The sequence below is a fragment of the Anaerolineales bacterium genome (assembly GCA_030583885.1).
Taxonomy (GTDB): Bacteria; Chloroflexota; Anaerolineae; order Anaerolineales; family Villigracilaceae; genus Villigracilis.
Genome location: CP129480.1, coordinates 2,085,736 through 2,100,134, shown reverse-complemented (window position 1 = coordinate 2,100,134; position 14,399 = coordinate 2,085,736). Strand labels below are relative to the sequence as shown.

20 protein-coding genes are annotated in these 14,399 nt (G+C 48.5%); all 20 read right to left on the bottom strand.

Annotated features, from left to right (window positions below; genetic code table 11):
• Nucleotides 1-10 precede the first annotated feature (10 nt).
• On the bottom strand, nt 11-559 hold the full coding sequence (locus QY332_10480) for an RDD family protein (GenBank protein WKZ38355.1): 549 nt from the start codon (nt 557-559) through the stop codon (nt 11-13).
• A 13-nt stretch (nt 560-572) separates the two neighbouring features.
• On the bottom strand, nt 573-1,478 hold the full coding sequence (locus QY332_10475) for an alpha/beta hydrolase (protein ID WKZ38354.1): 906 nt from the start codon (nt 1,476-1,478) through the stop codon (nt 573-575).
• A gap of 35 nt (nt 1,479-1,513) precedes the next feature.
• Nucleotides 1,514-1,723: a hypothetical protein gene (locus tag QY332_10470; GenBank protein WKZ38353.1), complete on the bottom strand. Its 210-nt coding sequence runs from the start codon at nt 1,721-1,723 to the stop codon at nt 1,514-1,516.
• Nucleotides 1,724-2,012: 289 nt separating this feature from the next.
• Nucleotides 2,013-2,261, bottom strand: coding sequence for a hypothetical protein (locus QY332_10465; protein ID WKZ38352.1), 249 nt, complete (start codon nt 2,259-2,261; stop codon nt 2,013-2,015).
• Between the two features lie 90 nt (nt 2,262-2,351).
• On the bottom strand, nt 2,352-2,882 hold the full coding sequence (locus tag QY332_10460) for a hypothetical protein (protein WKZ38351.1): 531 nt from the start codon (nt 2,880-2,882) through the stop codon (nt 2,352-2,354).
• Between the two features lie 30 nt (nt 2,883-2,912).
• Nucleotides 2,913-3,548 (bottom strand): type II CAAX endopeptidase family protein, encoded by a 636-nt coding sequence (locus QY332_10455; GenBank protein WKZ38350.1) that lies wholly within the window; start codon nt 3,546-3,548, stop codon nt 2,913-2,915.
• Nucleotides 3,549-3,692: 144 nt separating this feature from the next.
• Complete coding sequence (locus QY332_10450; protein WKZ38349.1) at nt 3,693-4,274, bottom strand: hypothetical protein; 582 nt, start codon at nt 4,272-4,274, stop codon at nt 3,693-3,695.
• Nucleotides 4,275-4,339: 65 nt separating this feature from the next.
• Complete coding sequence (locus QY332_10445) at nt 4,340-5,179, bottom strand: SUMF1/EgtB/PvdO family nonheme iron enzyme (protein ID WKZ38348.1); 840 nt, start codon at nt 5,177-5,179, stop codon at nt 4,340-4,342.
• A gap of 345 nt (nt 5,180-5,524) precedes the next feature.
• Nucleotides 5,525-6,370, bottom strand: a complete 846-nt coding sequence (locus QY332_10440; GenBank protein WKZ38347.1) for a CPBP family intramembrane metalloprotease — start codon at nt 6,368-6,370, stop codon at nt 5,525-5,527.
• A 42-nt stretch (nt 6,371-6,412) separates the two neighbouring features.
• On the bottom strand, nt 6,413-6,751 hold the full coding sequence (locus QY332_10435; protein WKZ38346.1) for a hypothetical protein: 339 nt from the start codon (nt 6,749-6,751) through the stop codon (nt 6,413-6,415).
• Nucleotides 6,748-7,233 carry an RNA polymerase sigma factor gene (locus tag QY332_10430; protein ID WKZ38345.1) on the bottom strand — a complete coding sequence of 162 codons (486 nt, stop codon included), beginning with the start codon at nt 7,231-7,233 and terminating at the stop codon, nt 6,748-6,750. Before QY332_10430 ends, QY332_10435 begins: the two co-directional genes overlap by 4 nt.
• Nucleotides 7,234-7,409: 176 nt before the next feature.
• A complete protein-coding gene (locus QY332_10425) occupies nt 7,410-8,120 on the bottom strand; it encodes a site-specific integrase (protein WKZ38344.1) in 711 nt (236 codons plus the stop codon).
• A 304-nt stretch (nt 8,121-8,424) separates the two neighbouring features.
• Nucleotides 8,425-8,730 (bottom strand): YciI family protein, encoded by a 306-nt coding sequence (locus QY332_10420; GenBank protein ID WKZ38343.1) that lies wholly within the window; start codon nt 8,728-8,730, stop codon nt 8,425-8,427.
• Between the two features lie 99 nt (nt 8,731-8,829).
• On the bottom strand, nt 8,830-9,384 hold the full coding sequence (locus QY332_10415; GenBank protein WKZ38342.1) for a hypothetical protein: 555 nt from the start codon (nt 9,382-9,384) through the stop codon (nt 8,830-8,832).
• A gap of 75 nt (nt 9,385-9,459) precedes the next feature.
• A complete protein-coding gene (locus QY332_10410) occupies nt 9,460-10,125 on the bottom strand; it encodes a hypothetical protein (protein WKZ38341.1) in 666 nt (221 codons plus the stop codon).
• A 198-nt stretch (nt 10,126-10,323) separates the two neighbouring features.
• On the bottom strand, nt 10,324-11,133 hold the full coding sequence (locus QY332_10405; protein ID WKZ38340.1) for an SUMF1/EgtB/PvdO family nonheme iron enzyme: 810 nt from the start codon (nt 11,131-11,133) through the stop codon (nt 10,324-10,326).
• A 33-nt stretch (nt 11,134-11,166) separates the two neighbouring features.
• Nucleotides 11,167-12,033, bottom strand: coding sequence for a CPBP family intramembrane metalloprotease (locus tag QY332_10400; protein ID WKZ38339.1), 867 nt, complete (start codon nt 12,031-12,033; stop codon nt 11,167-11,169).
• Nucleotides 12,034-12,144: 111 nt separating this feature from the next.
• A complete protein-coding gene (locus QY332_10395) occupies nt 12,145-12,447 on the bottom strand; it encodes a hypothetical protein (GenBank protein WKZ38338.1) in 303 nt (100 codons plus the stop codon).
• 84 nt (nt 12,448-12,531) lie between these two features.
• Nucleotides 12,532-13,404, bottom strand: coding sequence for a helix-turn-helix transcriptional regulator (locus QY332_10390; GenBank protein ID WKZ38337.1), 873 nt, complete (start codon nt 13,402-13,404; stop codon nt 12,532-12,534).
• Nucleotides 13,405-13,712: 308 nt separating this feature from the next.
• On the bottom strand, nt 13,713-14,387 hold the full coding sequence (locus QY332_10385) for a hypothetical protein (protein ID WKZ38336.1): 675 nt from the start codon (nt 14,385-14,387) through the stop codon (nt 13,713-13,715).
• Nucleotides 14,388-14,399 lie beyond the last annotated feature (12 nt).

The window sequence follows — 14,399 nt, the reverse complement described above, 5'->3', positions numbered from 1 at the left end:
AGCCTGTTAATCATCGAGCACTCTCCTTTGTAAACAGATGCAAGACAACTGTCCGGGCTGCCAGGTCGTGCAGGCTTTGTCTCTCTTTGGTCAAAAATGTCAGGGCGATGTACACTGACACCAAGATGGGCGAGAGCAGGAAGGCAACCCGAAAGCCGGGGTCTGGGTCGTACCACATGGGCATGGGCAGGTTGTTGGCGAGGTGCGCCATTTCCCAGGGCAACAACTTGACCAGCGTCCGAGCCAGCGATTGGGGCAAGGTCATTTTGCCTTGCGACCCTTTTGTCACCGTTTTCAGGTTGAGCAGGCGTTTTCCAAGCGTTCCTCCCCGAGGAGAAATTTCAGATAACGCAAAATATAGCCAGGTTGGGAGCGACATGGTCAGCAGGGTGTAAGCCTGGGTGTTCCAGCCCGACCTGAACCAATCTTCCGAGCCGATAAGCAGGTGGCGCAAGGGGACAAAAACCAGCAGTTGCGCCGCCAGGACGAATACAAGAAAGGCAATCAGGCTGTCAATCAGGTAAGCCAGGATACGGCGGGAAATGGGGGCAGTTTTCATGCGATTCACTCAACTATGGTTCAAACAAAGCCTGTCCAAAAAACGAAACGATACGCGCTTCATAGGCTTCCGGCTGCGCAGCAGGGCCGCCGCAATGGGCTGCGCCTTCCACCACCCAGTATTCTTTGGGCTGGGCCGCCGCCCGGTAATAGCCTTCGCTGCGCCATTGTTCGTAGCCATCCTTCTCCGCCGCAATCAACAAGAGCGGACGCGGCGCGATTTGCGCGACGGCTTCTGTCAGCGAGAGAGGCGCGGATGCGCCGCTGCGCCATTCCATGAAGGTAATAAACAAGGGATAGACGGGCCAGCCCAGCCAATCTTTGAAATCATGCGGCGGCAAAGTGTCGCGGATGGATGTATACAGAAGACCGTCCGCAACGACCGCGCCAATCTCCTCGAACTGCGCCCCGGCCCCGACGGCGATTTCCGCGCCGGTGGAGCAGCCCATGATTCCGTACTGTGGAACGGTGACATCAGGACGGCTTCGCAGGAAGTCCAGGGCAGATTCCACGTCGGCGACATCGCGCCAACCCCAGGAAAGGGTTTCGCCCTGGCTCTCGCCGCTGGCGCGCTGGTCGTAGAGCAGGATGCCGAACCCGTGCCGGTGGAGCATTTCGGCATTGGTGAGCGAGCCGGTTCGGTCGCCGCCGTAGCCATGCAGCAGGATGATCGCCGCGCCGTTTTGGGAAGGAATGTACCAGCCGGATAGTTGAACGCCATCGGCTGTCATGAGTGTAACATCTTCATACGCCGCGCCAAAGCGTTCAGGCGTCTCGCAACAGACCGAATGATGGGCCGGTTTTATCATCTGGTCTGCGCCGATCCAGGAAAAGGCGAGGATGAAGAGAATATAAAACGCAAGCAGGCCAACTGTGAGCAGGCGAAGCCAGTATGTGAAGCGGTTTTTTCGGTTTGGCATTGATGGTGCCAAGTATCCTCCAGCGGATTTGTGTCCTAGCGTAACGGTTGCCCGCCGCGCTGCCCACGCAATATCTTTCTGAGCGCAGTCTTATTCATTAACCAAACTGCCAGAATAGCAATTGCACCCCAAACACTTGCAATGATTAGCCCATACGAAATTAACCCACCTGCGTCAAAAAAGAGAGCCGAGATTGTGATGACTAATATTGCCAGGGCAGTTGAAAGCAGATAGCGTTTTGACATTTTATGCACCTAGCGCAATCTCGAAGGATTGCGTTCTTAGAACGTCCTTTCCTGGGTCGTACGTAAGGTTATGTTATGTTGGTGAGTTTGTTTTGGCTTCCACCCGGGCTCTTTTAAGGTGAACCCATTTCAGCACAAAGGATAGTAGCAGGCTGGCAAGAAACAGGATGAAGGCAAAATAAACCATAAAACTGGCGAATTCTGTTTGCGGTTTTTGTGAATACCCCCAGGATGCAAACAAGTTGAATACCCCGCCGGTAATCATGATCGGAGTTGCGATTCGCAGAAATTATAAGCGTAAATCGGAACGCCAGAAAATGTAAAAACCAGCAAAAGCGATGCCGACAGGAAAAACAAGGAAAATTTCGCCAATCTTGTGCCACACGATGGGTTCCAGCAGGAATTGACGGATGGGTTGCAGGCTGACGGCTTGGATAGCTTTGCACGCATCCAGCAATATCCAGCCACCCATGACCGAAATGACAAAGATTTGGAATGCCCCCATGACGATAAAAAAGGTGCGTTGGTTTTTCGGCATGTTTCTCTATTCCTTTCAAAGAGAAGGAAGTTTATGAAGAAGATCTCCGTGTCTCTGTAGTAAGAAACGGGTCTTTTTATATTGGACTCGTCATGGACACTCGCGCGTGGCATCCAGTAAGACCTGATGGACAATTTGCTGTAAACTTGCCTCCCTGACAAACACTACAATAAGCGGGGGAAATTGGGCGTCGGAGTTTCTCCACCGGCAATGAGCCGCCAGGTAGATTTTAAAGCCGGGCCAGAACCGGGAATCGTGTTCGTTCTCTGTTCGATAAAAGAATTCTATCGGATGGGTTTCTGCATCAACGACAAGCCGATAGGATGTTCGATACGCATCCATAGCGCTCGTGGAAACGGGATATGGCTCAATATTAAGTACCTCGACAAGTGGATAGTCTTCCGGCAATTCCATGTATCGCGGCAGCCCGCGCACAAGAATGTCCTTGAGAATCGCGATGGCTTGTTCGGGGTCACGGTTCTCAAGGCAGAAAGTAAACCCATCTTGCGAGTAAAGTTTTTCATTGTCTTGTTTGCGCAAGTAAAAGTTGGCAAACAAGACGAGCAGCGATGTCACGAATAGCGCCGAAAGGGCATACATTACCTTCTTGTTCAGGTTCATGTCGTCACCGCCATATCAATGCGAGCGAAATTACCATGCCTGGAACACAAACTGCGGCATGAATCGAAAGGATATCCAAACGATACCTAAATTGTACGCGATATGGGCAAGCGCCGCCGGCCAAATCGATCGGCTGTATTTTGCCAGCAGCCCATACACCACCCCGGTGGCGAAGATGGAAAGGGGCCAGGACAGGCTGGTGAACGGATGCACCAGTGCAAACAGGCCGGATTGGAGCAGGATGGCCCACACCAAGCCGACTTTTTGTCTGTAAATCGATTGGGCGAAACCACGAAAGAGCGGTTCTTCCAAAAACGGGCTGGAGAGCCAGGCGAATGCCAGCAGCGCCCAGCGCGCCCAAAGCGGGGACTCGCTCCCTAGCAAATTAAACGACCAGCCCACTGCATGGGCCATATCGTAAAAAAGGTTCTGCTCCGTCCAGCCGAACAGCAGCCATAAAGCTGCCGCCGTCAACCCGACCATGAGCAGCCCAACGACGGGCGCGGCCAGCCACCAACCCCAATGGGCGGGCGCGCGCAGGCCAATCGTCCGCCGTCCCGTTTTTTGGAGCAGGAAAATGATGCACAGCCAGAGGACAACCAGCGCGATGGTACGCTCGACGAACATCAACGTGATATGAAGGAGCAGGATAAACGTGACAACCATCCAGTCCGTTTTGAATAATTTGGTCAGCCTTGCATGAAAAACAGGATTTTGTGCGGCTGAAATATCGTTTTACATGTTTCCACTCCCAATGTTACCGGAACGTCGCAATCTTGATGACCCAGTCACATATCTTCGATGTTGGACTTATTGCGTATCAGACAAGGTCGAGACCCACTCTGACGGTTTCGCGTCTTGCCCTTGTGGTTTTTCAGGTGAATCCTGTTGAAGCGCTTGATAAACTAACGTTGGAATCTTTGCTGCCCCCAATATATAAGTTTGGTAAAGTCGCCAAGCATAGCCAGCGCCTGCCCCCCCAACCACCACGCCGATCAGCAAGCCTTCCCATAAATTCGATGATAGGATGGCGATAACGACACCAAAGAAGGCAAACGCGTAAATTAGTAACGAGAAAACGAGGAATCCCCAGTCAAATTTTGAAAAGGGTTTCGATAATTGAAGCCGAAGTTGAATTGTCGTTCCTTTTTCTGATGGGTGAATTTGCCCGATCAACTTGAAGTAAACAAAAGCATGGCTCCTGAATCTTTCGGGGCTACATAAAATAAAAAGTTTGAAACCATCCTGGCTGGCTTTAATAGAATCAATTTTGACATGGAGAATAAAACTTCCTGATGAGAAATAAAAATGTCGCTTCTTGGCAAGTTTCTCTAACCGCTGCTTGCAATCTTGCGGGGATAAAGGCGATAGGAAAGTGAAAGGCTCTGTCATTTTTATCCAAAACATACTTGAAAATCACATTTTTAGCCGGATTCGCGGTTTCTTTGGATGCTTTGTTAGGTGGCTTTTTGCGATTGTAAACCTAAATCAAGAAGCACGCGAAACCCACAATCGTTAAGCTGTCCGCGAGGGGGATGACATCCGCGATCCTTTGAACGCAAATAATCTGGATTGCCAATATTCCATGCCCCTCCTTTGATAATTCGATACGTATATCCACCAATGTCAATGATTTCCTGGTTCCAACCTGTCAAACATCTCTCCCACAAGTTCCCTGTCATGTCCATAACACCAAATATACTTTTTCCCGCAGAATACTTGTCAACATTACTGGGTTGTCCAACATTATTGCCATAGTTTCCACGTGTCTCATCCAAAGTATTGCCCCAAGGATAACACCACCCAGTATCACCTATCGCCGCACGTTGCCATTCTTGTTCAGTGGGAAGACGAGTAATCCATGTGAATACATTATGAATATTCATTGGTTTATCATCATGCAATGTGTTCTTTAATTCTGCTGAAAGCCAAGAACAAAAAGCCATGCTATCAAACCAGCTGACACGCGTGCGAGGTAAATCAGAATCATTAAATGCAGGCGGCTTTGGATTTTTATGATCCTTCCGCCACTGCACTGCTTCGGAAGAAAATTTCCACCAATGGGTATTGGCAAAGCCATTTGAATTCTTGATAAATCTTTCATATTGTAAATTTGTAATTGGATATTTGGCAATTGCAAAGTCCTGGACTTGAAAAGTTCCACCTTTTGTGCCGCCATCCTTTGTCGCGTCCTGAAGAACCACAGAACCGCCATTCACATGACACCACTCAAATGGCGAGTGTAGTATAGCCTCTGTAATTTTTGACAACTTCTCGAGATATGAAGAAATGGACATGATTTAATCCTGCCGCCTAACGAGACTGTCGAAAGACCCTTTGTTTGAAAAATTTTCACAAAAATCTCCCACAATAGGCTATAAAATATCCAACTCTTACCAAAATGTTGTGTGGAGCACCAAATATCAGGCGTTTTTTGATGTTCCCTTCCCACTTTTCAAAAACAATTTTTGAAAAGGGACTTTTTCGACAGTCTAAACGGTTTGCGTCATCGTCCCCGAGCGAAGCGAGTGGGATACCCGCGCTGGGGCGGGATAGACTCTGACGCGGCTTTACCTCGGTTGAATTGCCGAAAATCGCATCGCTTACCTACGGGGCATAGCCCCGGCCAAGTGCAGCGTGGGTTAGGCGGCACCTTCGATATCATCCGCTACCTGAGTTTGTGACTTGAGTTGGCCGCTCAGGATTATCCACAAGCTCAATAATGCGAGTATTGGCAAACGATACCCTGCCCAGACTAGTGGCCAGGCTAATTGGGGTAACAGTGACGAGAGAAGTGGCGTGACCATCGTGTTTCCGGCTGCATGGGCAAGACTTACAGCCCAAATACTACCGGAACGCAATTGGAACCAGCCATACAACAGCGATGTAATTATCATATTGATGGGAAACAAGACCAAACCGAGTGGGTTCCCTGAGAATAAAAACCCCATCAGAATCATCGGAAAGTGCCAGATTGCCCAAATCAAGCCGGTGGCGATAGCTGCCTTTAATGGCTGATCTGCCAACAAGCGAACTTGCAGGTAGCCGCGCCAACCGAATTCTTCCCCCCATACAATGGGGGTAGAAATGATTGCGATGATTATCATTTGCGCCAGCGACGCCACTGTAAGATCGGAAAAATCTGGCTGTTCACCGCTTATGATCCTCGCCAAAATCAACGTCCCTGGTACTACAATTGCGGGATAAATTAGTGCAAACAAATAGTACTTCCATCCCTGGCGTAGATTCAGACTTAAACCGGCATCGGCAAAGCCTTCGCGCGTGATCCACTTACGAACTACGATCGCGCCAATTGCTGGCCCGAAGGAAGTTGGCAGGGTTAGTAGCAAAAAAACTACATAATCCCAGAAAGTTGCGTCTTCACTTGGACCACGCAAACCCAACATCCATTGAATTGTTAGTGGTATCCATGCAACACCAAAAGCAAGTAATAGATAAACTATTATTCCTTTAGTCTTGGATGTCATTTATCTCCTTCGTTTTTCATTTTCGAGTGAGCCGCCGAACTTCTATGGTCCAAAGAAATGTCTTAAGCTTTCGATTGATCCCCCGACCAGCATGACAAGGAAAAAACACATCAAGACCATGCCAGCGATCAAGGCAAGTCCCAGCGTGCGGATCGTCATCCATTTTTTGGCTTCCTGATAGGTTTCCATGGCTGCTTCCTTTCTAAATGGGATGGGAACTTTATTAAGCCCATCGGCTTTTGCCATTTCCTTGGCGGTCTCTGCCAGTTCTGGGTCGGTCTCAAGATATTTTTTGACCAGCGCGGCTGTCTCTGCACTGACCTCTCCAGCTAGATACAGAGGCAGGATATCCAAAATAACATCCCTGCTGATTTCTTTCATGCTGTCTCCTTTTTTGAATGAACGGCGAATAGTAACTTTCGCACGCGATGAACCTTGACCTTTACGGCGCCCTCAGAGAGTTGTAAGACGCGCGCAATTTCAGCATACGGCAGGTCATGTTGGACCCGCATCACAAAGGCAGACCGGTCGATTTCAGTCAGTGTAAGCAATGTGGCGCGGATTTGATCAAGCTCACTTTGTGTTTCCAGAACCGCCTCTATGGCGGGGTGCGGGTCTGGGTGGGCGTCGTTTAATGCTTCATGCTCTCGACGCTTCCTCAACGATTCCAGGAAAATATTGCGTGCGATCGTAAATAAATAAGCCTTCAAGGTCTCGGTTCTTATGATGTCGAAATTCATCCAGGCGCGGGTAAAGGTTTCGGCGGTAATATCCTCGGCATCGTCCGCATTGCCGGAAAGCCAGTTGGCAAAGCGATACACGTCTGGAGAATAGGATACGAATAATTCTTCGAAGCTAAGCATGAACGTCTCTATCTATAGTATGAGAGATTCCGTAAAAAGTTACAAATTCCAGTATACAATCAAAGGATGACGGACCTCGAACAACACAATCAACAAATCATCTCCTGCCGCAAATGTCCACGCCTGGTGGAATGGCGCGAGGAAGTGGCGCGGGTCAAGCGTAAGGCATATAAAGATCATGAATATTGGGGCAAGCCAGTGCCGGGTTTTGGCGATCCGCGTGCGCGCGTGCTGGTGGTGGGCTGGCTCCCGGTGCGCACGGCTCGAACCGCTTTCTGGAGTGCGGTCTCATCCATGGCGGCCAGCCCGTTTCGAGCAGGAAACATCCAGGTGGGATCGCGATGTGAGCGCCAATGATGACGTAACAGCATCAAGGTATGGTTGGGCAAAGGTACATAGCGGTCTTTGCCACCTTTTCCCTGAACCACATGGATCATCTTGCGGTCGCTTTCGATATCTTTCACGCGCAAGCAGGTCCCTTCCAGCAAGCGCAGTCCACACGCATAGATCGTCTTCAAGCAAACTTGATATTGAAAACGATGGACACAATCCAGTACCCGCTTCACTTCATCCAGACTGAAAACAACGGGCAGTTTTTTCTTCCGATCCGGACGGACAAGCTGCAGGGTATGCCAATCCTTCTTCAAGGTCTGCTCATAGAAGAACTTGATCCCGCATAAGGCAATGGAGAAAGTACTGTCAGCCACGCGTTCCTCATTTTTCAAGTACAAAAAGTAATCTCGAAGCTCCTCTTCATCAATACAATCGGGTGACTTCTTGCAGTGTCTGCTCAATTGCAGCACGGCATTTACATAGGCCTCCTGCGTTCGAACTGCCAGTCCCTTCAACTGCATATCTTCGATCATCTTTTGTCTTAACGCACCCATAGCTATATCTCCTTTTTGAATTTGGTTTCAAAGAGAAAATATAGCGCGAATATCTTTATTCGGTTAGATAATCTGTGGGAGTCTGCGCGAAGCGCAGTCCCAGATGTCAGGTGTGTGTGCACGTTTTGTTGGCACGCTTTTGACTTGCAATACTCACCTGCTTTTACAGACCATCAAACAATGATGGTTGGTAGAACCTAATTTTTTGCTAAACCAACTCTTGACAGAATCTGTGGCAAAAAAACGTTTTTTCTAATGTAGATTGCATCTTCTGCCAAAACCATGATTAGCGAAAACTACAGCATTAGCCACTTTTCTGAATTTTACCGGCAACAGTTACAAAATAAGGATGTAATTGTGCTGTTACTATTCCTTCTTTGATGGCAGGATCATTTTCTATGATTTCGCGCGCTTCTTCCAGATCTGATACAAACAACATACCCATTGCGCCGCTGTCGTCGGTAAACCCGCCGCCAAGAACAAGTTTTTCTTCCGCCTCAAGCCTGGTCATATATTGAAAATGACCTGCCAGCGGCTGATTAGCTATAGGTTGATTCGTCAGCCAATTTGGTCCGGGGAAATAGATAAATACATAGTAGTTGGTTTTCATCACATTACATAATCCTTTTCACGTGACCTGTATCGAGAAGGCATCTGCTTTTTATAACTTGGATATTCATTTATTTCAATACTCTCAAAGCCAATTTTATTATATAAAATTACTTTCACCAGGAGGAAAAATTTGAAAGAGACAAGCCGCACCGATATTGACAAATACTGCGGCCAACAAGGCAAGCCAAGCGCGTTTCGACGGCCACGCCAGCCCCAGCGACCGAGTTGGATAACGCAGGCCAATAAAGAGAATGAGTACAACGCTGTAGATTGCAACATAATAGAGCCAACGAGGAAGCGGTATCCAACCCGCATAAGCGTTCGCGACTAATCCGAGAGAGACTATCAAGCCAGTTGATAACCATCCTAGCTCAAGTGCAGGATAGCGAATAGGCTCCGATTCGGGCAAAGGCAGATCTCGAAGAATAGCCCTGCCTGCGAATACAAGATAATGCCCGAAGTGGCATAGCACAGCAGGATTACAGTAATGACCTCTTTGGTAAAACATGAGTGATTCGATTTCGCCATATTGTGTTTCCTTCTGTCTGCGACTCGGAATAGCAATAAGCCGCCCAACTATTTGATTCAGCCTCAGCCGGCAAACCGGCTTTGGCAGCCTAATTTCCCAATCCAGCCCGGATGCAAAAACCATGCCCGCAATTGCAATGCCCAGCTGTTGCTTTCAATGCGATATTGGCTTTTAAAGGCGCATCCACGCTTTGTTCGGTTAATTTGAGCTGCTGTATTCAAATAGTGCAAATATCTCACTGGCTAGCCCTACGCATTCCTTGCCGCAATCAATGAAATAGAGAACACGATTTGAAACAGGTGCTGTCGCCTTTTTCGCTTGTTTTGTGAGTCGCCATAGATTCTGCTGGAAACTCCATTTATTGGAGCGGGGCATTGTATCCAAACGTTCCTTTCCGATTCTTTCAGCGTACCAGCGTAAATCATCAACAATTGCAAACATTCGTTGCGCTTCACTATCGGAGGCTTGTTCGGTAGCAATCATCGCTTGGTAAGTACTCATTAATTCATCCAGCATGACTTCTACACTTGGGCGAGGCTCAGGTTCAATGATTTTCGTTACCCTGCCAAGAATCTCTTTTGGGCTTACCCAACCATTAACCTTGCCTAAACTATTGACAATAAGAAACTGCCCATCTTGAATTTCACCGACGATATGAAAAATATCGCTTTGATGCCATTTGACAAGTACGAAATCACCGACTTGAATTTCACTGGGATTTGCAATGGGTGACATTGTTAGCGTTTGTCCATGTTTTACTGCTTCACGCATTGAGGCTAAGTTGCCACCATCTGGAATTGTCCAGGTATAGGATTTTCCTTCTTTTAGCGCTTTAAGCAAAGGGTCAGTTTTTCGTTTAGACATTTACATTCTCTCGCATTTGTTGATTAGATTGTTGCGCAAGCCAGCCGTCGAACGGCTTGCGTTAGGCGGCATTTTTAATTACGAACTTTTTTGTTTTATGGAAGAAACTCAGCTAAAGCTGTGAAATCATAATCTTTGACATTGACTTCATCTTTACCAAATAATGATTGAAACGTTTGTTTGCTATCGCCAATCTTCCTACAGATACAAGCCTATCCGAAAACCGAAATCGTTCAGCCTGCCACGCGGTGGATGTCCATAGCGATCTGTCGCTTGCAAAAACACATTCTGCGCGTCGATATTCCACGCACCACCACGAACGTTTCGATAATCGTACCCGGTGACATCCTGCCCGTCTGTGCCCCACTTGGTCAGACACCACTCGGCGAGATTGCCGCTCATATCGAACACGCCGTAAGGGCTTGCGCCAGCGGGATGGCTATCGACATCTGTGGGTTGCTTAGCCCAATTGGCACAGTTTGCACGTGTTTCATCAACCGATGAATTTCCCCAAGGGTACGGGCCGGAAGTATCGCCAAGGGCGGCGCGTTGCCATTCCGGTTCACTTGGCAAACGAATCGGCCAAGTTGCGACATCATGGATCGAGAAACGAGATGCGCTCGCGACTACTTCTGAAAGCCAGGCACAAAAGGCCATACTGTCAAACCAACTGATGCGTGTGCGGGGTACCTTCGCGCCATCGAATGCGGTTCCCTGCGCTTTCTTATGCGTCTGTCTCCATTGCAGTGCCTGCGGAGAGTATTCCCACCAGCGGTGATTGGAATAACCGTTCGGGTCTTCGACGAATGGCTGGTATTGTGCATTTGTAATCAGATATTTGGCAATTGCAAAGTCCTGGACTTGAAAAGTTCCACCTTTTGTGCCGCCATCCTTTGTCGCGTCTTGAAGAACCACAGAACCGCCATTCACATGACACCACTCAAATGGCGAGTGTAGTATAGCCTCTGTAATTTTTGACAACTTCTCGAGATATGAAGAAATGGACATGATTTAATCCTGCCGCCTAACGTTCACCGAAGTTCATGTCATCATTGATTGATCTACAGGATATATTTGGAAACAATAAAAAGCAACTGGCGCAACGACAATAAGCCCGACTATACCAGTGGGACCTTCAAGAAACATGTTTATTTTATTTTCTTCCACCAAAAAGAGCATAACTGTAGTTCCAGTCCAATTGATAATTCCATGAGCTAAAGCGGCAGAGAAGATCGATCCGCTCGCTTGATAAATGAACTGAATAATAATTCCCCAAGAAACACAAAAAATGACCATAAACAGAATGCCCAACGTTGGATTTGTAGGGTAATTTAGCCCCATCAGAATCATCGGCAGGTGCCAGAGACCCCAGATAATTCCGCCAATAAGAAGTCCTGGCTTTTTGAATAATGCTAGTAAATTAGGGAAAAGAAATCCTCTCCAGCCGACTTCCTCGCCTAAAAACATTGGCAGATTGAGTATCGGCGCAAGTATTAAATTGAGAGCAAATATCATTAATATTGCTTGCATGGTTGACATATTACCCAGTGGAATATTGGCTCTCCCAATATTCTCAGCCAACGTATCTTTGTTTACCAACAATTCAGGGTTAAGAAGGAAAGTTACTGAATAAATCACGGCAAGGATACTTAAGCAAATTACTGGAGCTGCCAAAAGGTATACTGGCTTTCCAATCCTGAATCCTAGTTTGCCGCCCTTAAGAAGGGGTTCTTTTGCGATGAGTTTTTGAACAAAAAAAGCGCTAATCATGGGAATATACATGATAAACCCTTGTAAAGACGATTTTTCCAACCCGCCTTGCAAAAAGATGATTAATCCGAGTCCGTAGGTTAGGGTGAAACATATAACCAAGAACCAAGCAGTTTTCTTAATAATCGTTTTCTCCATGTTCTCTCCGCTTCACGGTTTATTGACCTAATTTTCGATTTTTTACCTTCATCAAATTGCGATTCGGCTTTTGCTGATTGCCCACCGAACAATCGCTTGGGCTGGCTGGATTTATGCAGCCCTCCGCAGGCAGATGGGGGTCTGGCCGGGAACACGCTCAATGATGCCGCGCGCTTCCAAATCCAATTGTACCGCTTTGGTATACCAGCGCACCGACCCCGGCTTGGGGAACAAGACCATCGAAACGTCTTGCTTGATTAGATAAGCGCGGACTTTTTCCTCCAACTCCGCGAAGGACATTCCGCTCTGCGGCAGGATAGCCAGAATGGCATCGCGGATGATGGCGTACTTTGTCTCGTTCAGGTTTTCCTGATATTCGGGGTGATTGACGTTACGAGCCTGGATGCTTGACATGTGAATTCTCCTCTTCAAAATTGCGTGCCAATATTGTGCAGTCATTATAGAGGCTGACCGAAGGGGCGGCTTGTCGAATCCTGCTCATTTTTCAAACTGTGCGCGATATTGCGCCGGGGAAAGCCCAAAGCGTTTGGAGAAGGCATGGATAAATGAACTCAGACTTCCATATCCCACACGGAGGGCGGTTTCCGTCACGGTATTTTCGGGCAGTACCAGCAGGCGGCGGGCTGCATCCAGCCTCGAATGGATGACGTGCTGGCGCGGCGAAACGTCAAAGGCGGTTCGGAACAGGCGCGCAAAGTGAAATTCCGAAAGCCCAACCTGTTCGGCGACATCCTTTGTTTTGAATTCCTCAGTGCAGCGGGCTTCGACAAATTGCCGCGCCAACAGCAGGCGGGGGAGCACATCGGCAACCGTACCGTCTTTGTGTTTTGTCATCCTTTGCAGGGCATCATGGCGCACGCGCATTAGCCGCAGGACTTCGCCAACGACTTCCAGGAACAAATCGTCGGCGGCGTCCAGGTCTGGGTCGGCGTGGCAGGCATGGGCAAGTTCTGAAGCGGCGGCGGAGACGGCATCTCCCTGCGGGAGGGGGTGTCCATGCAGAAGTTGTTGAATGTCATCGGGAATGCCGAGAAAGCGCGCCATGTCAGTCATGAACGGCGGGCTGAGAAACAAAACCAGCGCCTGGGGCGGCTCCGTTTTTGGACCGATGGCTTGCAGGCTCATCGACTGGCGGCTCGTTGTCGGCGCAAGAAAAATATACTGGGATGATTCGATTGTGACCCCCGCACAGGCAAACCGCGTTTCACCCAGCGGGAAGATGAGCAGAAGGTGTCCCATTTGCGGCAGTTCTGCAGGTTGGCGCAATTCGCCGCGCCATGCCGCATTCAATGGCGACAACGGACCTTCTACAGGCGTTGCGGATGGGATGTTACTTAAAAGGATAGGCACGTTTTTTCGTCTGTGAAGTGAGCCTTTCGTTACAGTTTCATTTGGAGTTGCTTAACCACTGCAGCCCGTCCGCAAGGGTAATGTACGCCTTTTCTTCGGGGATCAATAAAGAACTTGTTTTGATCGCATCCAACAATTCAGGGGTCAGAAAAACATTATGGCTATCCTGACCACCGAAACCTTTTCTGCTAATCGCATTCCGTTTCACCGTTATACCCAGCGCGGTCACAAATTGCGCTTTTTTGAGAACGGGGAAAGCGCAATTTGTACCCTTCGGGCATGATATGACCGTGGGCATTATATCCTTCTTACTTCTGCTCGAATGAAATGCCAAAAATGGTGAACACTGCCGTGGATTGTGTTCCATAGACCTGTGGCTTGCCCAGGGATAGCATCCAGCGGTCGTAAGCGCTTTTCCACAACCCATCCGCATTTTTATATCCAGCCTCGCTCGCCCGCTTTGCAAGCAGGTACGCAAGTTCATAATGCTCGCTCGCGGTTCCATGTTGGAGGATTGTGGCGGCATGATAAAGTTCCTCGGGGCGCGCGATGTTGCCCTGCTCGTGAAATTCAAGCACTCGCTCCAGGCGTTCCCAATCACGTTCGTTCAAATTTCTGAAGCGCAGCGCCAGCCGATCCTCCTGGTCTGTTTCGTACATATATCTCAACTGCTCGCCGATTGGAAACGTCGATGCGGGAAGAGCGGGAGGCGCATACAGATTCATGACCAGTATCCCCACGCTTCCTGTAATAAATAGCAGGAGTGGAAATCTCATCCCCCTTCCGAATCGAAAGGAGTATTTTAGAAGTCCCGCTTTTCGCAACGCGAAGACAATCACCCAGACAGCGGCGATGGCAATGGCGGACCAGACGCTAACAATGATCAACCCGTATGAGATCAACCCAGTGGCTTCAAAGAAAAAAGCCAGGATGGAGATAGCAGCCATTGACAGAGCGAGAATGAATGGATAGCGTCGTGACATTTTTACTTCATC